This window comes from Sphingomonas sp. RS6 (assembly GCF_054489705.1).
Genome location: NZ_JBTMWM010000002.1, coordinates 42,471 through 65,778 on the forward strand (window position 1 = coordinate 42,471; position 23,308 = coordinate 65,778).

Here is a 23,308-nt window from a genome sequence, read left to right on the forward strand (position 1 = left end):
ACAGCGAATGAAATGGTTCGGACGCAAGGCCGCGCGCGATGCCGCGCGGCCGGCGCTGGCGCGCGCCGGATGGAGCGGGCTGGGCGATTGGCCGCGCGGTTACGAGGCGCAGCTGCGCGACGGTTATTGCAACAATCCGGTGGCGCAGCGCGCGGTGCGGCTGATCGCGGAAGGGGTGGGCGGCGCGCCGCTGACCGGATCGGACCCGGCGCTGGTGGCGCTGGTGGCGGCGCGATCGGGCGGGCAGCGGCTGCTGGAGACGCTGGCGGCGCAGCTGCTGCTGCACGGCAACGGCTATGTCCAGCTGGTCAGCGACGAGGGCGGCACGGTCCGGTCGCTCTATGCGCTGCGGCCGGAGCGGGTGAGCGTCGAGCCCGATGCGGGCGGCTGGCCGGTCGCCTATCGCTACCGGGTGGGCGAGCATGTGACGCGGCTGGCGGCCGATGATGGCGGGCGGCCCGAGATCGTGCATCTGCGCGCGTTCCACCCCGCCGACGATCATTACGGGCTCGGCTGCCTGGAAGGCGCGGCGGGGGCGATCGCGATCCACAATGCGGCGACGCGCTGGAACAAGGCGCTGCTCGACAATGCGGCGCGGCCGAGCGGGGCGCTGGTCTATGATCCCGGCGACGGATCGGCGCTGGCGCCCGACCAGTTCGCGCGGCTGAAGGCCGAGATGGAGGCCGGGTTCGCCGGCGCCGCCAATGCCGGGCGGCCGATGCTGCTCGAAGGCGGGCTCCGCTGGCAGGCGATGAGCCTGACGCCCGCCGACATGGATTTCGTCGGGCTGAAGGCGGCGGCGGCGCGCGAGATCGCGCTGGCGTTCGGCGTGCCGCCGATGCTGCTCGGGCTGCCGGGCGACGCGGCCTACGCCAATTACCGCGAGGCCAATCGCGCGCTGTGGCGGCTGGCGATCCTGCCGATGGCCGAGCACCTGCTGGGCGGGCTGGCGCAGGGGCTGGCGGGCTGGTTCCCGGGGGCGCGGCTGGCGGTGGATGTCGACCGGGTGACGGCGCTGGCCGAGGACCGCGAGCGGCTGTGGCGTCAGGTGGCCGATGCCGGGTTCCTGAGCGACGACGAAAAGCGCGCGATGCTGGGGGTGAAGCCATGACCGAGGGCACGATGCTGGCGCAGCTGATCGAGCAGGCCGAGGCCGAGGGCGCGGGGCGGACGACGCTGCGCGCGATCGCCGAGGAAGCGGGCGAGCTGGGCGCGGCGCGGGCGATGGCGCGGCTGGGGCTCGACGATCCGCATGCCGCCAAGGACATGGCCGAGCTGCGCGAGCTGCTGGGGGCTTGGCGCGACGCGAAGAAATCCGCGGTCAAGGCAGTGGTGCAGTGGATCGGGCGGATGATCGCGGCGCTGGTGCTGGTGGCGCTGGCGATGCGGTTGGGCTTTCCGGGCTGGCTCAAATGAGCGTGCGCTTCGCGGGCTATGCCGCGGTGTTCGACCGCGCCGATCGCGGCGGCGACGTGGTGCGGCCGGGCGCGTTCGGGCGCGTCGGCGCGGTGCCGCTGCTGTGGCAGCACCGGGGTGCGCCGGTCGGGGCGATCGAGGCGATCGGCGAGGATGCGCGCGGGCTGCGCGTGATCGGGCGGGTCGAGGATGCGCGGCTGGCGGCGCTGGTGACGGCGGGCGCGGTGCGCGGGCTTTCGTTCGGATACCGGGTCGAGGCGGCGCGCGCCGGGCGGCTGCGCGAGCTGACCGCGCTGCGGCTGATCGAGGTGAGCCTGGTGGCCGAGCCGATGCAGCCGCTGGCGCGGATCCACGCGCTCGGCTGAACTTCTTTCACATGGGAGACGATGATGGACGAGATGGAAACGAGCTTCGACCAGGTGACGCTGCCGCCGGTGCGGCCGGTGCTGGCGGGCGGGCGCCCGGCGGCGAGTGCGGCGTTCGACGGCTATGTGCGCGGCGGCGTGGAGACCAAGGCGCTGGCCGGCACGACCGGCGGCGAGGGCGGCTATGCCGTGCCGCGCGAGATCGACGCGCAGATCGACGCGACGCTGAAGGCGATCTCGCCGATCCGCGCGATCGCCAATGTGGTGAAGGTGGGGACGAGCGGCTATCGCAAGCTGGTGACGAGCAGCGGCTTCGAGAGCGGCTGGGCGGCGGAGACGGCGGCGCGGCCGATGACGGCGACGCCGACCTTCAACGAGATCGCGCCGCCTTCGGGCGAACTCTATGCCAATCCGGCGGCGAGCCAGGCGATGCTCGATGATGCGGCGTTCGACGTCGAGGGCTGGCTGGCCGACGAGATCGCGCGCGAATTCGCGGTGGCCGAGGGCGCGGCGTTCGTGAACGGCAACGGCACGAACAAGCCCAAGGGCTTTCTGGCATCGCCCACCGCGACGACGACCGATGCGACGCGCGCATTCGGCACGCTGCAATATCTGGCGAGCGGCGCGGCGGGGGCCTTTGCCGCCAACCCCGAGGAGAAGCTGATCGACCTGGTGCAGGCGCTGCGGGCACCCTATCGCCAGGGGGCGAGCTGGGTGATGAATTCGGCGACGCTGGCCAAGATTCGCAAGTTCAAATCGACCGACGGGCAGATGCTGTGGCAGCCGGGGCTGACCGCCGGCCAGCCCGCGACGCTGCTGGGCTACCCGGTGGTCGAGGCCGAGGACATGCCCGACATCGCCGCCAACAGCCTGTCGATCGCGTTCGGCAATTTCCGCGCAGGCTATCTGATCGCCGAGCGCGGCGAGACGCAGCTGCTGCGCGATCCCTATTCGAACAAGCCCTACGTCCATTTCTACGCGACCAAGCGGGTGGGCGGCATGGTGGCCAATTCGGAGGCGATCAAGCTGCTCAAGTTCGCAGCGAGCTGAGCGCGGCCAACGCCCCTTCCCGCTGGCCTTCCCGGCAGCCGGGAAGGGGCACCGGCCCCGCGCCTGCCCTGACCTGCAACTGGAGAATGATAGATGGACGCACCACCCTTTCCGGTGGCGGCGATCGATGCCGGCCGCGCCGCGACCAAGGCGCATCTGCGCATCGAGGGCGCCGCCGACGACGAGGCGATCGACGCCGCCCTGACGACCGCGCTGGCGATCGGCGAGGCCTTTACCGGCACCGCCTGGATCGCGAGGCAATGGCGCGCGATGCTGCCGCGCGCGCCCGGCTGGCAGCGACTGCCGGCGACGCCGGTCACGGCGATCACGCTGGTCGAGGCGGTCGATGCCGCCGGCACCGCGACGCTGCTGCCGGTGACGGCCTATGCGATCGACATCGACGCGCGCGGCGACGGCTGGGTACGGCTGGCCGGCGGCGTGGTGCCGCCCGGACGGGTGCGTGTCACCTTTGTCGCCGGTACGGCGAGCGACTGGGCGGGGGTGCCCGCGCCGCTGACCAGCGGGGCGGTTGCGCTTGCCGCCCATTGTTTCGAGGCGCGCGTCGACGGCGCGGCGCCGCCCGCTGCCGTGGCGGCGCTGTGGCGCCCGTGGCGGCGGCTGCGGCTGGCGCCGGCGGAGCGCTGCGCATGATGGCGCGACTGATCGCGCGCGGGCGCGATGCCGGCGAACGGCGCGCGGCCGACGCGGCGGCGCGGCTGGGCGAGCGGCTGGCGGCCGAATTTCCCGATCTCGATATCGAGGCCGGCGAGGCGGGCGTGACGATCGTCGGGCGCGGGCTGTGGCGGCGCTGGCTGGCCGAGCCGATGCTGCGCTGGACGGGAGGGCTGCTGCGATGAACCCGTATGCGGCCCTGATGGCGGCGCTGGCCGACGCGCTGCGCAGCCACGCCCCGATCGCCGGCGTCGTCACCCATGTGTTCGAGGCGCCGCCGCTGCGCGCGGCACGGCCGTTCGTGCTGATCGACGAGCCGCTGCTGACCGACTGGGGCACCAAGGACCAGCCGGGGCGCGAGGCGCGGCTGACGATCCTGCTGCGCGACAGCGGCGAGCGGCGCGAGCGCGCCCGCCGGCTGGTGGGCGAGATCGAGGCGGCGCTGGCGGCGATGCCGCGCGCGATCGGCGACAATTGGCGGATCGCGAGCCTCGTGCCGCTGCGCAGCCGGATCGTCGCCGAGGGCGACAACCGGCTGACCGCGATCATCGAGCATCGCGCGCGGATGCTGCGCGAGGCGTGACGTTTCCCAACGATCAAGGAGAATGGACATGGCGGCGGAAAAGGGCAGCGCGTTCCTGCTCAAGGTGGGCAATGGCGGCACCCCGGTGACGTTCGCGACGGTGGCCGGGCTGCGCACGACACAGCTTTCGGTCAATGGCGAGGCGGTGACGATCACCAGCAAAGATTCGGGCGGCTGGCGCGAATTGCTGTCGGGCGCGGGCGTGCGATCGGTGAGCGTCTCCGGCGCGGGCGTGTTCACCGGATCGGCGGCCGAGACACGGCTGAAGGCCAATGCGCTGGCCGGCGTGCTCGACGATTACCGGCTGAGCTTCGAGAGCGGCGAGACGATGACGGGCAAGTTCCTGGTCACGCGGCTCGACTATGCCGGCGATTTCAACGGCGAGCGCAGCTACACGCTGAGCCTGGAAAGCTCCGGCCCGGTGGTGAGCGCATGAGCGGCGCCGAACCGGGTGCCAACCCGGCCCGCGGCGAGGCGATGCTGCGGGTGGGCGGCACGATGCTGGCGCTGCGCCCGAGTTTCGAGGCGCTGGTGGCGGCCGAACAGGAAGTGGGATCGCTGTTTGCGCTGGTCGAGCGCGCGGCGGCGGGGCGGCTGGGGCTGGGCGAGATGATCGCGCTGTTCTGGCATTGCCTGAAGGCGCCACCACCGGCGCTGAGCCGTGCCGATTTCGCAGAGGGCGTGACGCAGGCAGGCCTCGCGGCGGCGACCCCGGCGCTGAAGGTGCTGATCGGCCAGATCCTGGCCGGGCGATGACCGGTTTTGCCGAGCGCGCCGCGCAACTGGCGGGCGCGGCGGGTCTGGCGTTCGGATGGACCCCGGAGATTTTCTGGCGGGCGACCCCCGCCGAGCTGGCGGCGCTGGCGCAGGCGGCGGCAGGCGATGTCGCCGCGCCGCCCGACGCGGCGCTGCTGGCGCGATTGCAGGAGCAATTCCCCGATGGATGAGGAAATCGAGCGGCTGGTGGTTTCGGTGCGTGCCGATACCGCGAGCTTCGCCCGCGACGTCGATGCGATGCGCGCATCGCTGGAAGGCCCGTTCGAGGCGGGTGTCGACCGCGCCGGGCGGGCGGTGGAAACATCGCTGCTGCGCGCCGTGCGAACCGGCAAGCTGGGCTTTGACGATCTGCGCGGTGCCGCGCTGGGGGTGATGGACGAGATTGCCCGCGCGGCGCTGGGCATCGCCATCCCGTCGCTGGGCGGCGCGAGCGGCGGCACCGGGCTGTTGACCGGGCTGATCGGTGGGCTGCTGGGGCTGCCGGGTCGTGCGACGGGCGGGCCGGTGAGCCCCGGCCGTGCCTATCGGGTGGGCGAGCGCGGGCCGGAATTGTTCGTGCCGACCAGTGCGGGACAGGTGGCGCCGAACGCTGCGCCTGCAGGCGGGCGCGACGTGCGCGTGGCGATCACCGTCAACGCGCAGGCGGGCGAGGCGCCGCGCGCACTGGCGCAATCGAGCCGGCAGGTGGCGCGCGCGGTCCGCGCCGCGCTGGCCGGGCTCGACTGATGGGCTGGTGGCTGGCCGCCGCGCGGCGCGGGCAGGCGGAGGGCGTGCTGTCGCGGTTCGACCCCGCTTATTGGACCGTCAATTTCCCCCGGCCGATGATGGCCAGCGTCGTCACCACCGCGCCCGATGCGCTGCGCGTCGAGCTGGTGTTCCAGCGGCGCGGCGACCTGGCGGGGCTGATCTGGGAGGCCGAGGACCGGCACGATCATCCGCTGCTCGCCTATGAAACGCGGCGCGATTTTCGCGACTGCACCTTGCGCTTTCGCTGGCGATCCTCGGGCGTGGTCGCGCTCGACGCGGTCAACGGCCCGGTGCTGACGATCGAGGGGCGCGATGCCGCGGGCGTTCCGCGCGCCTGGTATGTGCGGCTGTGGAACTATGCCGAGGGCACGCCCGGCGACGCGCGGATCGTGCTCGATTTCGCCGCGATCGACGGCGGCTTCATGCTGCCGGGCGAGGCGGACCCGGTGTGGGCGGGCGATGTCGACCGGATGTTCGTCTCGCTGGTGCCGCCGGGCTATGCCGCCGATGATGCGAGCGCGCTGGCGGCGCCGGTCGAGGCCTGGGTCGAACTGAGCGAGATTGCGTGCGGCGGGCCGGGATCGGTGCTGGCGATCGGCGAGGCCGTGCTGCCCGAACATGGGCTGAGCATCGCCAGCGGCTATGACGACAGCTATAACCTGACGCCGGCGCGATTGCTGCGCAACATGCTGCACCTCGGCTATCGCGGCGACATCCTCCATTATGTCGGCATGAGCCATTATTTCCGGCTCGAAGCCAATGGCGGCGGCTTTTACGTCAGCCTTGCCGGCGGCGTGCTCAACGTGCCCTGCGCGGCGTGGCATGGCGACTTTGCCCGACGGGCCAAGGCGCTGGGCTACGGCGTGATCTGGTCACTCAGCTATGAGCTGTTCGACGCGCATTGCTGGGGCGACTGGAAGCAGTGCGCCGCCGATGGCAGCCCGGCGCTGACCGGGTGGGAACCGCCATCGACCTTGCTCTCCCCCGCCCATGCCGGGGCGATGGCCTATCTGCGCGCGGTGGCGCTGGCGTTCGTCGCGATCGCCGAGGACGCGGGGCTGGCGGTGAAGTTCCAGGTGGGCGAGCCGTGGTGGTGGGTGATGGCCGATGGGCGGCTGTGCATCCATGACGCGGCGGCGCGCACGGCGCTGGGCGAGCCGCGCGAACAGAATCTGCGCGGGCGCGTCGATCCGACGGTGCTCGACGCGGCGGGGGCGTTGCTCGCGGCATCGACACTGGCGCTGCGCGATGCGGTGAAGGCGCAGGCGCCGGGCGCGGTGGTGATGCTGCTCGCCTATCTGCCCACCGTGCTCGACCCGGCGATGCCCGAGCTGAAGCGCGCCAACCTGCCCCTGGGCTGGGCATGGCCGGCGTTCGATGTGCTGCAACTCGAGGATTATGACTGGGCGGCGGCGGGCAATGCCGCCGCATCGGAGCAGGCGCTCGCCGCCGCCGAGGCGCGGCTGGGCTATGCGCGGGCGCGCCAGCATTATCTGTCGGGCTTTGTGCTGCGCCCCGAGGACCGGCTGCAATGGCAGGCCATCGACCAGGCGGCCGAGGCGGGGCGCGCGCGGGGCGTTGCGGCGACATTCGTCTGGGCGATCCCGCAGGTGATGCGCGACGGATTCATTCATTTCGACCAGGAGCCGGCGATGACGCCTTTCGATGACGTGGCGTTTCCGATCGCGCTGGGGCGCGAGGCGGAGGTGGCGCCCGAACTGTCCACCGCGATCGTGACGAGCGCGGGCGGGGCCGAGCGGCGCAATGCCGAATGGGCCGAGGCGCGGACGCATTATGATGTCGGCCCCGGCGTGCGATCGGAGGCGGACATCGCCGAATTGCTGCACTTTTTTCGCGCGAGAATGGGGGCGGCGCGTGGCTTTCGCCTGCGTGACCCGTTCGACCATGACGCGCGCGACGTGCCGATCGGTACCGGCGACGGCACGACCCGGCGGTTTCAGCTGGTGAAGCATTATGGCGAGGCGGTGCGGCGGATTACCCGGCCGGTTGCGGGAACGGTGAGCCTCGCGCTCGACGGGGTGGCGACGGCGGCGTTCACACTGGGCGAGGGCGGGGTGGTGACGCTCGATGTGGCGCCGACGGCGGGGGTGCGGGTGAGCGCATCGTTCGTGTTCGACGTGCCGGTGCGCTTTGCCGAGGACCAGTTGCGGGTGAGCCGGGCGACGTTCCTGGCCGGCGCCGCGCCGTCGGTGCCGCTGGTGGAGATCCGCGAATGAACGGGCCGCAAGGACCGCTGACGACGATCGCCTTGTGCTGGCGGATCGAGCGGCGCGACGGCGTGACGATCGGGCTGACCGCGCATGATCGCGACCTGGTGATCGGCGGTGTGCCCTATCGCGCGGCGCCGGGGATGACGCCGAGCGCGATCGAGCGCAGCGCCACGCTCGAGGCCGACAGCATGGACGTCGAAGGCGCGCTGACCAGCGAGGCTATCGACGAGCGCGATCTGCTTGCCGGGCGGTGGGACGGGGCGCGGGTGGCGATCTTCGCGGTCGACTGGACCGCGCCCGATGCCGGCATCGCGCTGGCCGAAGGGACGATCGGGCGTATCGAGACGAGCGACGGCGCGATCACCGCCGAGTTGCGCGGGGCGACCGCCGCGCTCGACCGGCCGGTGACGGAGGAGACCTCGCCCGGCTGCCGCGCCGAGCTGGGCGACCGGCGGTGCCGCGTGGCGATGGCGGGGCGGCGGCGGTTCGCGCGGGTGGTGGCGGTGGACGGCTCGGTGCTGACGCTCGACGCCGCCGAGCCGGAGGCCAATGCCTATGGCGACGGGCGGCTGCGCTGGTTCGGCGGGGGCAATTCGGGGTTGGAGGATGCGATCGCCGCCTCGGACGGGGTGCGGGTGACGCTCGCCGTACCGCCCCGGTTCGACGGCAGCGGCGCGCTGATCGAGCTGATCGAGGGGTGTGACAAGCGAATCGAGAGCTGTGCGGGACGCTTTGCCAATGCGGTGAATTTCCGTGGCGAGCCCTGGCTGCCGGGCACCGATTTGCTGACGCGGTATCCGGGCGGATGAGCGGGGCGGCGGTGCTTGCGGCGGCGCGGGCGATGATCGGGGTGCGGTTTCGGCCGCATGGGCGCGATGCCGCGGCGGGCGTCGATTGTGTCGGGCTGGTCGCGCTGGCGCTGGCGGGCGCGGGGCGGCAGGGCGCGGTGCCCGACGACTATCCGCTGCATTCGGGCGATGCGGCGCAGGTGGCGGCGGCGCTGGCGGCGGCGGGGCTGGTTGCCGTCGAGGCCGCGCGGCCGGGCGACGTGCTGCTGTATCGCAGCGGGCCGGGGCAGCTCCACCTGGCGGTGCAGGCCGAGGACGGGATCGTCCATGCCGACCTGATCGCGCGGCGCGTGGTCGAGCGACCGGGCGTGCCGCCCTGGCCGGTGATCGGCCGGTGGCGCTGGCAAGGGAAGGACTGACATGGCGACGATGGTATTGACGGTGGCCGGCGGGCTGATCGGCGGGCCGCTGGGCGCATCGGTGGGCGCGCTGATCGGCAACACGATCGACCGGCAAGTCCTGTTCAGGCCGAAGGGGCGCGAGGGCGCGCGGCTGAGCGACCTGCGCGTGCAGACCTCCGCCTATGGCACGCCGCTGCCCCGGCTGTTCGGGACGATGCGCGTCGCCGGCTGCGTGATCTGGGCGACCGACCTGATCGAGCACCGCTCGACGCAGGGCGGGGGCAAGGGGCAGCCTTCGACGACCAGCTATAGTTATAGTGCGTCGTTCGCGGTGGCGCTTTCGTCGCGGCCGATCCTGGGCGTGGGGCGGATCTGGGCCGACGGCAAGCTGCTGCGCGGCGCGGCCGGCGACTTCAAGACGCGCACCGGATACCGGCTGTACCGGGGCAGCGAGGACCAGGCGCCCGACCCGCTGATCGCCTCGATCGAAGGCGCGGCGACGACGCCGGCGCATCGCGGCTGCGCCTATGCGGTGTTCGAGGGGATGGAACTGGCCGATTATGGCAATCGCATCCCGCAGCTGACCTTCGAGGTGACGGCGGATGCGGCGCCGGTGGCGATCGAGGCGATCGTCGGCGATCTGGCGCCCGAGCTGGCAGGGGGCGAGGCGCTGGGGGTGGTGGGTGGCTTTTCCGCCTCCGGCGAGAGCGTGCAGGGCGCGATCGAGGGGTTGCGTCAGGCGGCGGGGGCGTGGTTGACGAGCGATGGGGCCGGGCAGCGGCTGATGTGCGGCGGCGGCAGCACGGTGACGCTCGCCGACGTGGGCGCCGAGGCGGAGGGACGCGGGGGTGCGCGCGCCGCCCGGGCGATCGCCGCCGAGGACGCGACGCCGCGCGCCGTCTGCATCGGCCATTATGATCCGGCGCGCGACTATCAGGCGGGGCTGCAGCGGGCGGCGCGAGCGGGTGCGGGCGGGCGCGAGACGCGGATCGAGTTGGCCGTCGCGATCGACGCCGCGAGCGCGCGGACGATGGCGCGCAATGCGCTTGCCCGTGCGAGTGCCGAGCGCGAGACGCGCACCGTGCGGCTGGGCTGGGATGCGATGACGGTGCGCCCGGGCGAACGGATCGCCATCGCCGGTGTGCCGGGCAGCTGGCGCGTCGAGCGCTGGGCGTTCGAGCGGATGGCGATCCGGCTCGATTGCGTGCGGATCGCCGCCGCGGCGCTGCCGGGGCCGGCGAGCGGCGGCCGATCGCTGGCGGCGGACGACCGGGTGCAGGGGCGGACGGTAGCGACGATCTTCGAGTTGCCGGCGATCGATACCGCGCCCGCGAGCGCGCCGCAGCTGGTGGCCGCCGCCGCGGGCACCGGCGCGGCGTGGCGCAGCGCCGCGCTGCTCTACAGCATCGATGGCGGCGCCAGCTGGCGCGACGGCGGGCGGACCGCCTATCCGGCGGTGATCGGGCAGGTGGTGGTGCCGCCCGGCCCCGCGCGCGCGGCGCTGATCGACCGGATCAACCGGATCGAGATCACCGTCGCCAATGACGAGATGATGCTGACCAATGCCGACTCGGCGGCGATCGATGCCGGCGCGAACCTGGCGATGGTGGGGGACGAGCTGCTCCAATTCGGCCGCGCTGAACCGCTGGGGGCGGGGCGCTGGCGGCTATCGAAACTGTGGCGGGGGCGGCGTGGCACGGAATACGCCATCGCGACGCAGGTGCCGGGCGACCGCTTCGTCCTCGTCACGCGCGACACGCTGAAGCCGCTCGATATCGCGGCGCCGATCGGCGCGTCGATATCGCTGATCGCGCAAGGGCCCGGCGACGACGAGGCCGCACCCGCCATCGTCGCCACGCTGTCCGGCGTGTCGGTGGTGCCGCCATCGCCGGTCGCGCTGAGCGCCGTGACGACGGGCGATGCGACGATCGTCCGCTGGGTCCGCCGCAGCAGGCTCGGCTGGGCGTGGCAGGACGGCCTCGACGCGCCGCTGGGCGAAGAAGCGGAGCGCTATTCGATCGAGATCGCCAGCCCGGCGGCCACCCGCACGCTCGTCACCGATGCGCCGCAGCTAACGATCCCGAACGCCGATCGCGCCCTGCCGCTGTCGATCCGCGTGCGGCAGATCGGCACGCTGGGCCTTTCGCAACCCGCACAGCTATCGCTGCCAAGCCTTGGAGAAACCGCATGACCTCATCGCCGACGCCGCGCCTTGCCCTGCCGCTGATCGAGCCGGGCCAGGCGCAGAAGGAGATGGCGCACAACGAAGCGCTGGCGCGCATCGACATTGCAGTGCACACGAGCATTGTTGCGGCGCACATCAATACGCCGCCCGATGCGCCCTTGCCCGGGCAGTGCTGGTTGGTCGGCCCGTCGCCGACCGGCGCCTGGGCGTCGCAGGCGGGCTGCATCGCCGGCTGGACCGAAGGCGGCTGGCGCTTCGTCGCGCCGGTGGAGGGCATGCGGGCGTGGCTCGGCCGCGATGGCGGATGGGCGGTGTTCGCCGCTGGTGCATGGCGGCTGGGCGAGGTGCACGGGCGGCTGATCGTCGAGGGAAAGCAGCTCATCGGCGCGCGCGCACCGGCGATCGCGGAACCCAATGGGGGCGTAACGGTTGATGCCGAAGCGCGAAGCACGCTTTCAGCGGTCCTCCAGATGCTGCGAACCCACGGGCTTATCGAAGCTGGATAACCTGTGACGTTCATGCAACAGTCCGCGGATTTGTGCGCTTGCGTGGAAACTTTGGTTTGAGTAGTGAGTTTGGCCTGTCCGTAAGGACGACCATGAAAGGGGATTATTATGCGGAAGCTTGCCGTCACTTTGGCACTTGCGACGACCGCGCTCAGCACGCCCGCTCTGGCCCGCGACGACGCGTGGTACGTGGGTGTCGAAGGCGGTGCGATGCTGGTGGAGGACATTCACTTCGACGTCGGCACCAGCCAGGATGCGGTGACCCAGAACAACCATGTCGGCTATGACGTCGACGGCGTCGTCGGTTATGACTTCGGTCCGTTCCGCGCGGAAGCCGAAGTCGGCTATCGTCGCTCGCGCGTCGACAGCATGCGCAACTCGATCGGTCTGCCGATCCAGCTCGCCAGCGGCGCTGGCGCGACCGGCATTGCCGGCAGTTACGAGGATTCGAGCGGCAGCACCTCGGCATTGTCGTTCATGGTCAACGGCCTGCTCGACTTCGGTGAAGACACCGGCATCCAGGGCTTTGTCGGCGGCGGCGTCGGCGTTGCCCGCATCAAGGACCGTCTGCGCTTCGCAGGTGCGGCCGACACCGTCGACGATTCGGACACCGTGTTCGCGTGGCAGGCGATCGCCGGCGTTCGCGCACCGGTGACCAACAACATCGATGTGTCGCTGAAGTATCGCTTCTTCAACGCGTCGAACGCGAAGTTCAACGATCTCGGCGGCAACCAGTGGGAAGGCCGTTACCGGTCGCACAGCCTGCTCGCAGGCGTGACCTACAACTTCGGTGCTCCGGCTCCGGCACCCGAGCCGGCCCCTGCGCCTGAGCCTGCGCCCGCCCCGGTCTACACGCCGGAGCCGACCCCGGCGCCGCCGCCCGCACCGGAAGCCAAGGTCTGCACGCCTGGCCCGTACATCGTGTTCTTCGACTGGGATAAGTCGGACATCACGCCGGAAGCCGCGAGCATCCTCGACAACGCCATCAGCAACTATGCCGATTGCGACAACACCAAGGTCGTGCTGGCTGGCCACGCCGACCGTTCGGGTTCGGCAAGCTACAATGTCGGCCTGTCGCAGCGTCGCGCTGACTCGGTGAAGGCGTACATGACCGGCCGTGGCATCCCCGACGGCGTGATCACGACCGAAGCGTTCGGCGAAAGCCGCCCGCGCGTCGAGACCGCCGACGGCGTCCGCGAGCTGCAGAACCGCCGCGTCGAAATCTCCTACGGTCCCGGCTCGGGCATGTAAGCCCGACCGGTCCCCGCAAGGATCGATCAAAAGGAGGGAGGCCGGTTTCGGCCTCCCTTTCTTTTTGGCGATTATGTAGATTGCAAACCTATTGCTCTGGCGCTCGCATTGGAATGATTAGGCCGACCCCAATGACACCCAGCATCAGTTGGAGGATTCGATTGGAGGGGCCAGCGAGACCAGCACCGATCATGCAGGCTGCACCAAGGAGCAGCCTAACCCAATACGGATAGGCATTGAGTCCTTTTACTCCGGTTTCTCCACCGGCTTATGCTTCACGAAGACAGCCGCATAAAGGAACGCGAAAGCTGCTGCGGCTAAAAGCGCTGCCTCTATCCAGAACAAGACGGGATGCTCTGAGCGCTTTACACCACCGCCGTGAAAATAGATCACACCGTCGCTTATGTTCCAAGCGAGAAAGCCCAACGTTGCCAAGGCGAAAAACGCGGCCAGATGCCGCCGTATCATTTCTCCTTCTCCGACACCGGCTTATGCTTCACCACCTTGGCAAGCCTATCCTTAAAGCGCTCAGGATCGTCGTCCGTCTCTAGCTCGCGGGCGGCTTCCTTGAACTTGTCGAGTTGGGATTGTTCCGGATCAATCATCGTAACACTCTGCTCAGCGAGCAACCGCCGCGCGTTGTCCCGCTTCTCTCGGGCTGCAACCAGGCTGACGAGGGGGTAAGGCCCTAGTTAGAGGGTTTTCTCTTTCCCGTCGAATTAGAATTTATCCGCCAGAGCTTCGATCCCCGCGGTACACGTAGATGTAGAGCGGATTTGCTTCTGCTAGTTTGTAGCCCTTCAGCTCCAGCTTCGCGGTGCGAATTTGGTGTCGGTCAACATGGCGGTCGGATACCCCATCTCCATACCCCGTGAGGTGCGCACGCGTACGGACCGTCAGAAACGGCCGAATGGGTATACCCTCGATTTTCTGCGGATTTTATCAATCCCAGTGCACTGCTGCGAACCGCTGGGAACTGGCATTTGGCGGAGACGGAGGGATTCGAACCCTCGGTAGGAGTAATCCCCCTACGGCGGTTTAGCAAACCGCTGGTTTCAGCCACTCACCCACGTCTCCGGATGCGCTGGAGCGAGGCCTATAACGAGGGTCGCGCGCGCAATCAACGGGGGATCGGCGCCCGACCGCGAAATCGACTCGCCTTGTCCATTGTTCATTGCAGCGACAGGCGCCGGGCCATAGCGTGGGGCGATGACACAGGGGGTTGGGAATTCGGCTATGCGGTTGCGCATCGGTATGATCTTGGCGGTTGCCGCGATGGCGTTCGGCGCGGTGCCGGCGTCGGCGCAGATCACCACGATCGACCCCAATACGGCAATCGATTCCGATCTGAACACGCCACCGCCAGCGCCCCAGGACGAGCCGGCCGTGCCCGCCGAGGCGCCCTATGACCAATCGACGGCCTATCCGGCCCAGAGCGCGCCCGATCCCTATGCCCCGCAGCCGCCGGCGACCGCGCCGGCACCGGCGGTGCCCGCCGCGGCCGCAACGAACAGCGCGATCCGCGAGCAGGCGACCGACACGTTCGAGCAGGACGACATCCTGGCCGCCGCGGAGGGCGTGTTCGGCAAGGGCGCGTCGGGCCTGGCCAAGATCATCGAGGACATTCTGAAGGACCAGGGCCGCCCCAACGCCTATATCGCCGGCAACGAGGCATCGGGCGCGATCGGGGTCGGCCTGCGCTATGGCAAGGGCGAGCTGTTCCACAAGATCGAGGGCCAGCGGCCGGTCTACTGGACCGGGCCGTCGATCGGCTTTGATCTGGGCGGCGACGCGAACAAGGTGTTCGTGCTCGTCTACAATCTTTACGACACGCAGGACCTGTACAAGCGCTTCCCGCAGGGCGAAGGCCATGCCTATCTGGTCGGCGGCTTTTCGGCCTCGTATCTGCGCCGCGTCGATATCGTGCTGATCCCGGTGCGGCTGGGCGTCGGCTGGCGGCTGGGCGTCAACGCCGGCTATATGAAGTTCAGCGAAAAGCAGCGCTGGCTGCCCTTCTGATCGCCGGGCGGCGGGGCAGCACCGGCCGCCCCGCCCGATCCGCTCAGCCGAATTCGACCGCTTCGAAGCGCACCGGCTCGCCGATCGCCCGGGCGGCTAGCTCGGCTTCCCACATCACGCGCTGGCCGCGGATGATCGTGCCCACGGGGCGTCCGGTGAGTTCCATGCCGGTGAAGGGCGACCAGCCGCAGCGCGAGGCGAGCCAGCTTTCCTCGACCGTCCAGCGCGCCTTGAGGTCGACCACGGTGAAATCGGCGTCATAGCCGGGGACGATGCGCCCCTTGCCGACAATGCCGAAGATGCGCTGCGGGCCGGCGCTGGTCAGATCGATCAGCCGCTGCAGCGTCAGCCGGCCCTGCGCGACATGGTTGAGCATCAAGGGCAGCAGCGTCTGCACGCCCGGCATGCCGCTGGGGCTGTCGGGATAGGGCTTTGCCTTCTCCTCCAGCGTATGCGGCGCATGGTCGGAACCCAGCACATCGGGCACGCCCTGGCGCAGCCAGTGCCATAGTCCGTCGCGATGCGTGGCCGAACGGATCGGCGGGTTCATCTGCGCGAAGGTGCCGATCGTCGGATAGGCTTCCTCGCCCGCCAGCGTCAGGTGCTGCGGCGTGACTTCGCAGGTCGCGATGTCCTTGTTCTGGCCCAGCAGTTCCAATTCGGCGGGCGTGGTGACGTGGAGGACGTGGATCCTCCGGCGCGCTTCGCGGGCCAGCCGGAGGATGCGGCGCGTGGCGAGGATCGCGCTTTCATCGTCGCGCCACACCGGGTGCGAGGAAGGATCGCCCGGCACGCGCTCGCCCAGCCGCTCCTGCATGCGGAACTCGTCCTCGGCATGGATCGCGACGCGGCGATGCCCGGAGGCAAGCACCCGCGCGAGATTGGCATCGTCCGACACCAGCAGGTCGCCGGTCGAGGCGCCCATGAAAATCTTCACGCCCGCCGTGCCCGGCAGACGCTCCAGCGCCGCCAGATGCTCGGCATTGTGGTTGGTCGCGCCGACATAAAAGGCATGGTCGCACCACATGCGGTGATGCGCGCGGGCCAGCTTGTCGGCCACCGCCGCCTCGCTGTCGGTATTGGGCTTGGTGTTCGGCATTTCGAAAACGGCAGTAACCCCGCCCAGCACCGCCGAACGGCTGCCGCTTTCCAGGTCTTCCTTGGCCTCGAGGCCCGGCTCACGGAAGTGCACCTGGCTGTCGATCACGCCGGGCAACACGTCGAGCCCGGTGCAGTCGATCGTCTCGCCGGCATCGCCGACATCGCCGATCGCGACGATCTTGCCGCCGGAGACGCCCACATCGACCTCGGCCGGTCCGCTGGGGAGATGGACGCGGCCGCCGCGCAGCTTGAGTTCGACATTTGCCATGGCTTTGCCTCTTTCGTGAGCGTTGGCCGCGTCCTACCTGTTCGGCATGGACGATACCAGCACCTGGCTAGACGATCGTGCGCTGCTGCGCGTTGCCGGCGACGATGTTCGCGGCTTTCTGCAGGGGCTGCTGACGCAGGACCTGGCGATGGTGACGCCGGAGACGCCGCGCTGGGCCGGGATGCTGACACCGCAGGGCAAGGCGCTGTTCGATTTCCTGCTCTGGGCAGACGGCGATGCGATCCTGATCGACTGCGAGGCAGATGCGCGCGAGGCGCTGGCGCGGCGGCTGACCATGTATCGGCTGCGGCGCGCGATCACGATCGAGCCGATCGACGGCGGCGTCCACTGGTCGCCCGCGCCGCGCGACGGCGCCGTGCCCGATCCGCGGCTGGCGGCGCTGGGGCATCGCTGGCTGGCACAGGCATCGGGCGGCAGCGCGAGCGGCGCCTGGCGCGCGCACCGGCTCGCCCTCGGCGTCACCGAGGGGCAGGCGGAACTGGGTAGCGACAAGACGCTCTGGCTCGAATGCAATGCCGGGGAACTGGGCGGCGTGAGCTTCACCAAGGGCTGCTATGTCGGGCAGGAGAATACCGCGCGGATGCACTATCGCGCCAAGGTGAACCGCCGACTGGTGGTGGCGCCGCTGGGCGAGCCGGGGGACCGCACGCGCGCCGCCTATCCCGAACTCGGCCGGATGGTCGAACTGCGCCGCGTGGAGGCGCTGGGCGATGCGCTGGTGCCCGACTGGTTGGCGGTGGCGCTGGCCACGGAATAGCCGCTCGCAAGATCGTCGGCCGCGTTAACGGGTTCGCGACTCTGTCGCGATACACCGGGGCCATGAAATTCGCTTTCATCCAGAGCCGGTTGCGCACGATCCGTGCTTCGCTCGCGCGCGATGTGCGCGGGGCAGTGGCGGTGATCGGCGCACTTTCGCTGACGGCGCTGCTCGGCATCGGGGCGGTGTCGGTCGATCTGTCGAACGGATATAGCCAGCTGATCAGCAACCAGCGCGCCGCCGATGCCGCCGCGCTGGGCGCCGCGCTCGCCTATAAGGGCGCAAGTTCGAACGCGGCGATCCTGCTGCCCACGGCGCAGGATATCGTCGTCGCCAATCGCATATCGGGGGCGGTGGTCACCGCGACGCTGGTCACCGACGTGCCGAGTGCCGGCGCCAAGGCGGTGAAGGTAACGGTGACGACGCGCGTGCCGTTCACGATCGCGGCGGCGATCGGCTATCGCGGTAGCTATAATGTCGGCGCGACATCCTATGCCTCGCTCGGATCGGAGAGCCAGATCGCGCCGGCCTGTTTCCTGGCGCTGGCCAGTTCGGGCATCGGCATTTCGACGAGCGGCGGCGCGACGATCGAGACGCCGGACTGCTCGGTGGTCGCGGTGGCGGACATCGCCAATCGCGGCACGCGGATCAACGCGAAGAACATCGTATCGGGCGCGGGAAGCGTCATCAACGATTGGGGCACGCTGACGACGACGCTGCTGCGCTACGCCGGCAGCTTCACCAACCCATCGTGGAACACCAACGTTCCCGCCGAGGACAAGCGCGTCAACGCGAGGACGACGGTGGTCGATCCGCTGGCCGACAATGCCGAACTGGCGGCCGCGCGCCAACTGATCGGCACCAGCGTTGCGCCGCACACGATCCAGAATCCGGTGACGCCGGCGGGTGCCGACTGGGTGATCGGCTGGTCCCCATCGGCCAATGTTGCGGCCTATCGCAAGGGCAGTTCCGCCAATTACGTGATCCCTGCAGGCAACTACACGATCGGCCGCCTTACGATCGAGGGCGGCCTGAACGTCAAATTCGCCAGCGGATCGACGATCACCGTCTCCAACGGCTTGGCGATCGGCGGCGGATCGACTGTGACGTTCGGCGATGTCGACCTGCGGGTGAATGGCGGCTTCGACAGCGGCAGCAGCGGCGTCACCTTCGGCAATGGCAGCCTTGCGATCGGCAGCGGATCGATCAGCTTTAAGGGAACGAATGCGTTCGGCAACGGACCGGTGACGATCAACGACACGATCGCGCTGGGCGGCGGCGGCAAATTGACGCTGGGGGTTGGCGATCATGCATTCGGGGCGATCAGCATCGGCGGCGGCGGCTGGATAAAGATGGGCGACGGCGATCTCGACGTGCGGGCGGGCATCACGGTGGGCGGCGATTCGACGCTTGCAGCGGGCGCCGGCAGTTATCGCATCGGCCGTGCCGCAAACGGCAGGGCAATCGAGCTTTCGGGCAGCGGCGTGTTTTTGATGGGCGACGGCGCATTCAGCGCGGACGGCGACATCGTGACCAGCGGCGGCAGCCGGATCGTGTTCGGGCGCACCGCCAATCACCTCATCAACGGGAATATGACGATCGCGGGTTCGGTGCTGTTCGGCACCAGCCGCTATACCATCGCCGGCAACCTAACCAACGGTACCGGCGGAACGACCTGGCCCTACAAGTCCGATGTGACGGGGGTCACCTATGGCAATATGCTGGAGGGCGTGGACGTCTCAGGCTATGACATGGCGGGGATCAACGTGTCGTTCGTGCTTTCAGGCACGGTCAATCTGGCGGGCGGCGCGCGCACCAAGCTGATCGCGAGCAGCACCAGCGTTTCGGGCGGGGCGATCGCCGATCTGCTGATCGACAGCCTGACCGCCACGGCCACCAACTGGGGCGCGGGCGCGCAGAACGTGTTCGTCGGCGCGGTGCATCTGCCCAATTCCGATCTGACGATGTCCGGTGGCAGCACCACGCTTTCGGCCGGGCAATGCTTCATGCTGATCACGCGGACGATCAGCGCGACGGGCGGGGCCGCCGCAGGATCGGCCTGTACCAGCATCACCGGCAGCGGCGGCAGCGCGTCCAGCGGCGAGATCGGGCTGGTGCAATGACGATGCCGCGCCGCCGCCATCTGCTGCGTGACCAGCGCGGATCCGCAACGATCGAGTTCGCGCTGCTTACGGTGTTCTTCTTCGTCTTCTCGCTGCTGGCGCTCGACGTTGCGGGCTATTTCCTCCAGCGCAGCCAGCTTGCCTCCGCCGTGTCGGCGGGGTCGATTTCGGCCTTTGCCAACCGCAGCTCGGTGCCGTTCCAGAGCCTGCCGGCCTATGTCCAGAACGCATCGCGGCTAACACCGCTGCCGCAGGTAAGCGTGGGCTGCAACGGCGCCACCGGGGGGTGCGTTAACAGCGGGCGGAGCTGCGCCTGTCTGTCGCGCACCGGCACCTATCAGAACGTGAGTTGCGGCAGCAGTTGCCCGGCCGGCATGACGGCGGGATCGACGGCGGGCTATTACATGCAGATCAGCGCAACGACGACCTATCGTGCGTTGCTGCTGCCCAAGGGGATGCTCAACGGAACGCCGATCACCCAATCGGTAACGGTAAGGCTGCAATGATCCGGCGCCTGCTGGCTGCGGACGTTCGCGGCGCCACCGCAATCGAATTCGCGCTGCTGGCGCCGGTATTCCTGATGCTGTTGTTCGGCATCATCGAGGTCGGCCGAATGGTGTGGGTGAAACAGGTGCTGACCGAGACCGCGTACAGCTCGGCGCGGTGCGCGGTGCTTGCCTCGCGGTGCAAGAGCACCACCGACGTCCAGAGTTTCGCGACTGCCCGGGCCGGGCGACTGGGCCTGCGCCTGCGGACCAATTCGATCAGCTATACCGCCAGCACCACCTGCGCCGGGAACAGCGGGACGGCGCGGGTGCAGATCAGCTATCCCTTTTCCTCGCCGCTATCGGGCTTTCTGCCGATGCTGCCGTCGCAGCTCCGCGCCGAGGGGTGTTTCCCCAAGCTCAGCTAGACTGCGGAGAGCGCGGCATCGCGCAGGCCGCGCCAGACGCGCAGCGCCTGGACCGTTTCGGCAACGTCGTGGACGCGCAGCAGCTGGGCGCCGAGTTCCGCGCCCTTGAGCGCGAGCGCGAGCGAGCCGCCGAGCCGTTGGTCGACCGGCGCCTCGTTGGACAGGGCGCCGACGATCCGCTTGCGGCTGGCGCCCAGCAGGACCGGGCAGCCGATGCCGTGGAACAGCGCAAGGCCGTTGAGCAGCGCCAGATTGTCCTGGAGCGACTTGCCGAAGCCGATGCCGGGATCGATGACGATGCGGCCGGGATCGACCCCGGCCGCGACCACCGCCGCGACGCGCGCCTCGAGCCAGTCATAGACCTCGATCAGCGGATCGGCATAGCTGCCGTTGCGCTTGGCGCCCTGCTTGGGGTCGGCGGCGTGCATCAGCACCACCGGGCAGCCAGCGCGCACCACCGTTTCGAGCGCGCGATCGTCATAGAGCAGCGCCGATACGTCGTTGACCAGATGCGCACCGACGGCGAGCGCGGCTTCCATCACCGCGGCCTTGCGCGTGTCGATCGAGATCGCGGTGCCGCTGGCGGCGAGGCGTTCGATGACCGGGCGGACGCGGGCGATCTCGTCGCCCTCCCACACGGTCTCGGCGCCGGGACGGGTCGATTCACCGCCGATGTCGAGCAGCGCGGCGCCGGCAATGCTGAGGTCGACGCCGGCCTGCGCCGCGCCCGCCGGATCGCCGACATGCGCGCCGCCATCGGAGAAACTGTCGGGCGTGACGTTCAGGATCGCCATCACGTGCGGCTGATCGAGCCGCAGCGTACGGCTGCCGAGCAGCAGCGGCGCGCGCGGCGCCGTGATCCGGGCGGCGAGCGGCGCGAGGCGCGGATCGGCCTCGGCCTCGGCGACGGGGATGGTGCGCTGGACCACCCGGCGGCCATGCTCGACCGCGATCAGTTCATAGGCGGAGAACCAGCACAGCCCGCCCGCCAGCCGCGCCACGTCGCCGTCGCGGCCCACCGGCGTATCGGCGAACTGGACGGGGCGAAGATACAGCCGGGCGGCGGCGGGAAGCTCGATCATCCGCGGCGCGGGATCAGGGCTGGGTCGCGAGCAGATAGGTCTGGCGCAGCGCGTCGATCGGCTTCAGCCCGCCATCGGCCTCGTAATGCCAGAAGGTCCAGCCGTTGCACGACGGCGCCCCTTGGAGCAGCGCGCCGAGCTTGTGGATCGAGCCCGCCTGGCCGTCGCAGCTGAGCGAACCATCGGCACCGACCAGCGCGCGCCAGCGGCCCTTGAGATCGCTGAGCACCGTGCCGGGCGCGAGATAGCCATTCTCGACCAGCTGGCCGAACGCCACGCGAGGCGCGGCCTTGGGGGCTTGCATCGTCTGGAGCGCGCTTTCGTCGAGCGGCAGCGCGGCGGCGATGCGCTCACAGGCGGCCTCGACATAGGTGCCCTCGCGATCGATGCCAATCCAGCGCCGGCCGAGGCGCTTGGCCACCGCGCCGGTGGTGCCGGTGCCGAAAAAGGGATCGAGCACCACGTCGCCCGGCTTGGTGCAGGAGAGCAGCACGCGGTACAGCAGCGCCTCCGGCTTTTGGGTCGGGTGGACCTTGTGGCCGTCCTTCTTCAGCCGCTCCTGTCCGCTGCAGATCGGGAATTCCCAGTCGCTGCGCATCTGAAGCTCGTCGTTGAGCGTCTTCATCGAGCGATAGTTGAAGGTGTAGCGCGACTTCTCGCCCTTCGACGCCCAGATCAGCGTTTCGTGCGCGTTGGTGAACCGGGTGCCCTTGAAATTGGGCATCGGGTTGGCCTTGCGCCAGATGATGTCGTTGAGGATCCAGAAGCCCAGATCCTGGATCGCCGAGCCGACCTTGAAGATGTTGTGATAGCTGCCGATCACCCAGATCGTGCCGTCGTCCTTCAGGATGCGGCGCGCCTGCGCCAGCCATTCGCGGGTGAACTTGTCATAGGCGGCGAGGCTGTCGAACTTGTCCCATTCGTCGGTCACCGCGTCGACATGGCTGCCGTCGGGACGGTTGAGGTCGCCGCCCAGCTGCAGGTTGTACGGCGGATCCGCGAAGATCATGTCGATCGACTTGTCGGGCAGCCCGCGCATCGCCTCGATACAGTCCTGGCGCAGGATCGTGTCGAGCGGCAGCACGGCCGGCGCCTTTGCCGTAGCGCGTGCCCCTGCACGACGAACCTTTTCCAGAACACCCATTCGACGAAGCCCCTTTTTGTACGAGCCGCGCGTTTTCGCGGGGGAACGAGTCCGGCGTCAAGCTTCCTTTGGTTAACGGCGGCGGCCGGACAAGCCGTTGCCGGGGCGGAACATTTCGGCACCCGCCAGATATTGAGTCAAGAAGTTATCCACAGGCGCAAGCGCTGGTAGTGTGGCCAAAAAGACTCAGCCGTCGATTTTCGCCCCTGTGGATAAGCTGGAACGTTCCGCCAACATGCTCAGCCGATCGCGATCGCCTCCCCGCCGATGGCGACGCAGGCGGCGAGCCGCGCGCGGGCCTGGAGGAACAGGCCGAGTTCGTAGAGCGCCTGCGCCTCGCGGCCGAGCAGTTCGACATCGTCGCCCAGCCGGATGCGACCGGCGGCGCACAGCGCCACCCGCACCTCGGTCGACGTGCCGGGCGCGCCGATCGCCGCGAGCAGCCCCTGGCGCCCGAACGCTTCGCCGAGCAGATCGGAGGGCAGGCGAATCGTCAGCGCCCGTTCCCGCCACGGCGCGACATCGCCGAGATCGGCCTGATCGCTGGCGAGCACCGGATCGCGCAACGTTTCCATGAAGGCCAGGTGGAGCGGATGCATCGGATCGGTCAGCGCCGCGCCGTCGTCGAAACGGAAGCGGGCAACGCCCGTGCCGCGCGATTCGGCATAGCGGACCAGCGCCGCCATTCGTGGTAGCTGGCCGGGCCGACCACCGCCTCGCGCATCCATTCGGCGAGCAGCGGATCAACGTGCGGAAACGGGATCGGCGGCCGCGTGCCCGCCAGTTTCCGAGCCATCATGCCGCTAGCCAACGATGCCATCTCCGCCTGTCTCCTCCTGCTGTCCTTTTCCTTATTGTAGAGCGCCGGAGCCCGGCCGCGCCGGGCGCTAGGCAAATTTTGCCGGGGG

General features: G+C 69.5%; 28 protein-coding genes and 1 tRNA gene. 22 read left to right on the forward strand and 7 right to left on the reverse strand.

Annotated elements, in window-relative coordinates; all coding sequences use genetic code 11:
- Positions 1-7: 7 nt before the first annotated feature.
- The 17 genes from ACX40Y_RS04960 (at position 8) to ACX40Y_RS05040 (ending at position 12,972) form a co-directional block, all read left to right on the forward strand.
- Positions 8-1,111: a phage portal protein gene (locus ACX40Y_RS04960; protein ID WP_459118445.1), complete on the forward strand. Its 1,104-nt coding sequence runs from the start codon at positions 8-10 to the stop codon at positions 1,109-1,111.
- Positions 1,108-1,416 carry a DUF6127 family protein gene (locus tag ACX40Y_RS04965; RefSeq protein ID WP_459118446.1) on the forward strand — a complete coding sequence of 103 codons (309 nt, stop codon included), beginning with the start codon at positions 1,108-1,110 and terminating at the stop codon, positions 1,414-1,416. Before ACX40Y_RS04960 ends, ACX40Y_RS04965 begins: the two co-directional genes overlap by 4 nt.
- Positions 1,413-1,781, forward strand: coding sequence for an HK97 family phage prohead protease (locus ACX40Y_RS04970; RefSeq protein ID WP_459118447.1), 369 nt, complete (start codon positions 1,413-1,415; stop codon positions 1,779-1,781). Before ACX40Y_RS04965 ends, ACX40Y_RS04970 begins: the two co-directional genes overlap by 4 nt.
- A 21-nt stretch (positions 1,782-1,802) precedes the next feature.
- Positions 1,803-2,831, forward strand: coding sequence for a phage major capsid protein (locus ACX40Y_RS04975; protein ID WP_459118448.1), 1,029 nt, complete (start codon positions 1,803-1,805; stop codon positions 2,829-2,831).
- A gap of 93 nt (positions 2,832-2,924) precedes the next feature.
- Positions 2,925-3,482: a head-tail connector protein gene (locus ACX40Y_RS04980; protein ID WP_459118449.1), complete on the forward strand. Its 558-nt coding sequence runs from the start codon at positions 2,925-2,927 to the stop codon at positions 3,480-3,482.
- A complete protein-coding gene (locus ACX40Y_RS04985; protein ID WP_459118450.1) occupies positions 3,482-3,688 on the forward strand; it encodes a hypothetical protein in 207 nt (68 codons plus the stop codon). The genes ACX40Y_RS04980 and ACX40Y_RS04985 overlap by 1 nt, the downstream gene beginning before the upstream one ends.
- Positions 3,685-4,086, forward strand: a complete 402-nt coding sequence (gene gp17, locus ACX40Y_RS04990; protein ID WP_459118451.1) for a tail completion protein gp17 — start codon at positions 3,685-3,687, stop codon at positions 4,084-4,086. The genes ACX40Y_RS04985 and gp17 overlap by 4 nt, the downstream gene beginning before the upstream one ends.
- Positions 4,087-4,114: 28 nt before the next feature.
- Positions 4,115-4,522 (forward strand): phage major tail protein, TP901-1 family, encoded by a 408-nt coding sequence (locus tag ACX40Y_RS04995; protein WP_459118452.1) that lies wholly within the window; start codon positions 4,115-4,117, stop codon positions 4,520-4,522.
- Entirely contained in the window at positions 4,519-4,842 is a 324-nt protein-coding gene (locus ACX40Y_RS05000) for a gene transfer agent family protein (RefSeq protein WP_459118453.1), read from the forward strand. Before ACX40Y_RS04995 ends, ACX40Y_RS05000 begins: the two co-directional genes overlap by 4 nt.
- Positions 4,839-5,033, forward strand: coding sequence for a phage tail assembly chaperone (locus ACX40Y_RS05005; protein WP_459118454.1), 195 nt, complete (start codon positions 4,839-4,841; stop codon positions 5,031-5,033). The genes ACX40Y_RS05000 and ACX40Y_RS05005 overlap by 4 nt, the downstream gene beginning before the upstream one ends.
- Positions 5,026-5,589 (forward strand): tail tape measure protein, encoded by a 564-nt coding sequence (locus tag ACX40Y_RS05010; RefSeq protein WP_459118455.1) that lies wholly within the window; start codon positions 5,026-5,028, stop codon positions 5,587-5,589. The genes ACX40Y_RS05005 and ACX40Y_RS05010 overlap by 8 nt, the downstream gene beginning before the upstream one ends.
- Positions 5,589-7,847 carry a DUF2460 domain-containing protein gene (locus tag ACX40Y_RS05015; RefSeq protein WP_459118456.1) on the forward strand — a complete coding sequence of 753 codons (2,259 nt, stop codon included), beginning with the start codon at positions 5,589-5,591 and terminating at the stop codon, positions 7,845-7,847. The genes ACX40Y_RS05010 and ACX40Y_RS05015 overlap by 1 nt, the downstream gene beginning before the upstream one ends.
- Positions 7,844-8,650, forward strand: coding sequence for a DUF2163 domain-containing protein (locus ACX40Y_RS05020; RefSeq protein WP_459118457.1), 807 nt, complete (start codon positions 7,844-7,846; stop codon positions 8,648-8,650). The genes ACX40Y_RS05015 and ACX40Y_RS05020 overlap by 4 nt, the downstream gene beginning before the upstream one ends.
- Positions 8,647-9,048 carry a peptidoglycan endopeptidase gene (locus ACX40Y_RS05025; protein ID WP_459118458.1) on the forward strand — a complete coding sequence of 134 codons (402 nt, stop codon included), beginning with the start codon at positions 8,647-8,649 and terminating at the stop codon, positions 9,046-9,048. Before ACX40Y_RS05020 ends, ACX40Y_RS05025 begins: the two co-directional genes overlap by 4 nt.
- Before the next feature lies 1 nt (position 9,049).
- On the forward strand, positions 9,050-11,221 hold the full coding sequence (locus tag ACX40Y_RS05030; protein ID WP_459118459.1) for a GTA baseplate fiber-binding domain-containing protein: 2,172 nt from the start codon (positions 9,050-9,052) through the stop codon (positions 11,219-11,221).
- The gene (locus ACX40Y_RS05035) at positions 11,218-11,721 is read left to right on the forward strand and encodes a DUF2793 domain-containing protein (RefSeq protein WP_459118460.1); all 504 of its coding nucleotides are present in this window, start codon (positions 11,218-11,220) and stop codon (positions 11,719-11,721) included. Before ACX40Y_RS05030 ends, ACX40Y_RS05035 begins: the two co-directional genes overlap by 4 nt.
- 108 nt (positions 11,722-11,829) lie before the next feature.
- Positions 11,830-12,972 carry an OmpA family protein gene (locus tag ACX40Y_RS05040; RefSeq protein WP_459118461.1) on the forward strand — a complete coding sequence of 381 codons (1,143 nt, stop codon included), beginning with the start codon at positions 11,830-11,832 and terminating at the stop codon, positions 12,970-12,972.
- 246 nt (positions 12,973-13,218) lie between these two features.
- Here the strand turns inward: ACX40Y_RS05040 and ACX40Y_RS05045 are convergent, their stop codons facing one another.
- The 3 genes from ACX40Y_RS05045 to ACX40Y_RS05055 form a co-directional block, all read right to left on the reverse strand.
- Entirely contained in the window at positions 13,219-13,440 is a 222-nt protein-coding gene (locus ACX40Y_RS05045) for a hypothetical protein (RefSeq protein WP_459118462.1), read from the reverse strand.
- Positions 13,437-13,577: a hypothetical protein gene (locus tag ACX40Y_RS05050; RefSeq protein WP_459118463.1), complete on the reverse strand. Its 141-nt coding sequence runs from the start codon at positions 13,575-13,577 to the stop codon at positions 13,437-13,439. Before ACX40Y_RS05050 ends, ACX40Y_RS05045 begins: the two co-directional genes overlap by 4 nt.
- Before the next feature lie 379 nt (positions 13,578-13,956).
- Positions 13,957-14,049 (reverse strand) — tRNA-Ser (locus ACX40Y_RS05055).
- Between the two features lie 177 nt (positions 14,050-14,226).
- On the opposite strand from ACX40Y_RS05055, the gene ACX40Y_RS05060 reads away from it, so the two are divergent.
- Positions 14,227-14,991, forward strand: coding sequence for a DUF1134 domain-containing protein (locus tag ACX40Y_RS05060; protein WP_459118464.1), 765 nt, complete (start codon positions 14,227-14,229; stop codon positions 14,989-14,991).
- 43 nt (positions 14,992-15,034) lie between these two features.
- On the opposite strand, the gene ACX40Y_RS05065 is transcribed toward ACX40Y_RS05060, so the two are convergent.
- Entirely contained in the window at positions 15,035-16,360 is a 1,326-nt protein-coding gene (locus ACX40Y_RS05065; RefSeq protein ID WP_459118465.1) for a dihydroorotase, read from the reverse strand.
- A 46-nt stretch (positions 16,361-16,406) separates the two neighbouring features.
- Here ACX40Y_RS05065 and ygfZ point away from each other — a divergent pair, with 46 nt between their 5' ends.
- The 4 genes from ygfZ to ACX40Y_RS05085 all read left to right on the forward strand — a co-directional run bounded on the left by ygfZ (position 16,407) and on the right by ACX40Y_RS05085 (position 20,174).
- Positions 16,407-17,138: a CAF17-like 4Fe-4S cluster assembly/insertion protein YgfZ gene (gene ygfZ / locus ACX40Y_RS05070; protein ID WP_459118866.1), complete on the forward strand. Its 732-nt coding sequence runs from the start codon at positions 16,407-16,409 to the stop codon at positions 17,136-17,138.
- Positions 17,139-17,200: 62 nt separating this feature from the next.
- Complete coding sequence (locus ACX40Y_RS05075) at positions 17,201-19,261, forward strand: hypothetical protein (protein WP_459118466.1); 2,061 nt, start codon at positions 17,201-17,203, stop codon at positions 19,259-19,261.
- A complete protein-coding gene (locus ACX40Y_RS05080; protein ID WP_459118467.1) occupies positions 19,258-19,767 on the forward strand; it encodes a TadE/TadG family type IV pilus assembly protein in 510 nt (169 codons plus the stop codon). The genes ACX40Y_RS05075 and ACX40Y_RS05080 overlap by 4 nt, the downstream gene beginning before the upstream one ends.
- Entirely contained in the window at positions 19,764-20,174 is a 411-nt protein-coding gene (locus ACX40Y_RS05085; RefSeq protein WP_459118468.1) for a TadE/TadG family type IV pilus assembly protein, read from the forward strand. Before ACX40Y_RS05080 ends, ACX40Y_RS05085 begins: the two co-directional genes overlap by 4 nt.
- Here the strand turns inward: ACX40Y_RS05085 and folP are convergent.
- The 3 genes from folP to ACX40Y_RS05100 form a co-directional block, all read right to left on the reverse strand.
- Positions 20,171-21,256 (reverse strand): dihydropteroate synthase, encoded by a 1,086-nt coding sequence (folP, locus tag ACX40Y_RS05090; RefSeq protein ID WP_459118469.1) that lies wholly within the window; start codon positions 21,254-21,256, stop codon positions 20,171-20,173. The two genes, ACX40Y_RS05085 and folP, sit on opposite strands and share 4 nt — an antisense overlap.
- A gap of 13 nt (positions 21,257-21,269) precedes the next feature.
- Positions 21,270-22,400, reverse strand: coding sequence for a DNA methyltransferase (locus ACX40Y_RS05095; RefSeq protein WP_459118470.1), 1,131 nt, complete (start codon positions 22,398-22,400; stop codon positions 21,270-21,272).
- A gap of 239 nt (positions 22,401-22,639) precedes the next feature.
- Complete coding sequence (locus tag ACX40Y_RS05100; protein ID WP_459118471.1) at positions 22,640-23,086, reverse strand: hypothetical protein; 447 nt, start codon at positions 23,084-23,086, stop codon at positions 22,640-22,642.
- Between the last annotated feature and the right edge of the window lie 222 nt (positions 23,087-23,308).

Bases quoted from the DNA above. Each gene is read 5' to 3' on its own strand.
- ACX40Y_RS04970 (WP_459118447.1), top strand. From the start codon at position 1,413: ATGAGCGTGCGCTTCGCGGGCTATGCCGCGGTGTTCGACCGCGCCGAT.
- ACX40Y_RS05040 (WP_459118461.1), top strand. From the start codon at position 11,830: ATGCGGAAGCTTGCCGTCACTTTGGCACTTGCGACGACCGCGCTCAGC.
- gp17 (WP_459118451.1), top strand. From the start codon at position 3,685: ATGAACCCGTATGCGGCCCTGATGGCGGCGCTGGCCGACGCGCTGCGC.
- ACX40Y_RS04965 (WP_459118446.1), top strand. From the start codon at position 1,108: ATGACCGAGGGCACGATGCTGGCGCAGCTGATCGAGCAGGCCGAGGCC.
- ACX40Y_RS05050 (WP_459118463.1), bottom strand. From the start codon at position 13,577: ATGATTGATCCGGAACAATCCCAACTCGACAAGTTCAAGGAAGCCGCC.
- ACX40Y_RS05065 (WP_459118465.1), bottom strand. From the start codon at position 16,360: ATGGCAAATGTCGAACTCAAGCTGCGCGGCGGCCGCGTCCATCTCCCC.
- ygfZ (WP_459118866.1), top strand. From the start codon at position 16,407: ATGGACGATACCAGCACCTGGCTAGACGATCGTGCGCTGCTGCGCGTT.
- folP (WP_459118469.1), bottom strand. From the start codon at position 21,256: ATGATCGAGCTTCCCGCCGCCGCCCGGCTGTATCTTCGCCCCGTCCAG.
- ACX40Y_RS05015 (WP_459118456.1), top strand. From the start codon at position 5,589: ATGGGCTGGTGGCTGGCCGCCGCGCGGCGCGGGCAGGCGGAGGGCGTG.
- ACX40Y_RS05010 (WP_459118455.1), top strand. From the start codon at position 5,026: ATGGATGAGGAAATCGAGCGGCTGGTGGTTTCGGTGCGTGCCGATACC.
- ACX40Y_RS04995 (WP_459118452.1), top strand. From the start codon at position 4,115: ATGGCGGCGGAAAAGGGCAGCGCGTTCCTGCTCAAGGTGGGCAATGGC.
- ACX40Y_RS05025 (WP_459118458.1), top strand. From the start codon at position 8,647: ATGAGCGGGGCGGCGGTGCTTGCGGCGGCGCGGGCGATGATCGGGGTG.
- ACX40Y_RS05060 (WP_459118464.1), top strand. From the start codon at position 14,227: ATGATCTTGGCGGTTGCCGCGATGGCGTTCGGCGCGGTGCCGGCGTCG.
- ACX40Y_RS04985 (WP_459118450.1), top strand. From the start codon at position 3,482: ATGGCGCGACTGATCGCGCGCGGGCGCGATGCCGGCGAACGGCGCGCG.
- ACX40Y_RS05095 (WP_459118470.1), bottom strand. From the start codon at position 22,400: ATGGGTGTTCTGGAAAAGGTTCGTCGTGCAGGGGCACGCGCTACGGCA.
- ACX40Y_RS05030 (WP_459118459.1), top strand. From the start codon at position 9,050: ATGGCGACGATGGTATTGACGGTGGCCGGCGGGCTGATCGGCGGGCCG.
- ACX40Y_RS05045 (WP_459118462.1), bottom strand. From the start codon at position 13,440: ATGATACGGCGGCATCTGGCCGCGTTTTTCGCCTTGGCAACGTTGGGC.
- ACX40Y_RS05035 (WP_459118460.1), top strand. From the start codon at position 11,218: ATGACCTCATCGCCGACGCCGCGCCTTGCCCTGCCGCTGATCGAGCCG.
- ACX40Y_RS05020 (WP_459118457.1), top strand. From the start codon at position 7,844: ATGAACGGGCCGCAAGGACCGCTGACGACGATCGCCTTGTGCTGGCGG.
- ACX40Y_RS05100 (WP_459118471.1), bottom strand. From the start codon at position 23,086: ATGGCGGCGCTGGTCCGCTATGCCGAATCGCGCGGCACGGGCGTTGCC.
- ACX40Y_RS05075 (WP_459118466.1), top strand. From the start codon at position 17,201: ATGAAATTCGCTTTCATCCAGAGCCGGTTGCGCACGATCCGTGCTTCG.
- ACX40Y_RS04980 (WP_459118449.1), top strand. From the start codon at position 2,925: ATGGACGCACCACCCTTTCCGGTGGCGGCGATCGATGCCGGCCGCGCC.
- ACX40Y_RS04975 (WP_459118448.1), top strand. From the start codon at position 1,803: ATGATGGACGAGATGGAAACGAGCTTCGACCAGGTGACGCTGCCGCCG.
- ACX40Y_RS04960 (WP_459118445.1), top strand. From the start codon at position 8: ATGAAATGGTTCGGACGCAAGGCCGCGCGCGATGCCGCGCGGCCGGCG.
- ACX40Y_RS05000 (WP_459118453.1), top strand. From the start codon at position 4,519: ATGAGCGGCGCCGAACCGGGTGCCAACCCGGCCCGCGGCGAGGCGATG.
- ACX40Y_RS05085 (WP_459118468.1), top strand. From the start codon at position 19,764: ATGATCCGGCGCCTGCTGGCTGCGGACGTTCGCGGCGCCACCGCAATC.
- ACX40Y_RS05080 (WP_459118467.1), top strand. From the start codon at position 19,258: ATGACGATGCCGCGCCGCCGCCATCTGCTGCGTGACCAGCGCGGATCC.
- ACX40Y_RS05005 (WP_459118454.1), top strand. From the start codon at position 4,839: ATGACCGGTTTTGCCGAGCGCGCCGCGCAACTGGCGGGCGCGGCGGGT.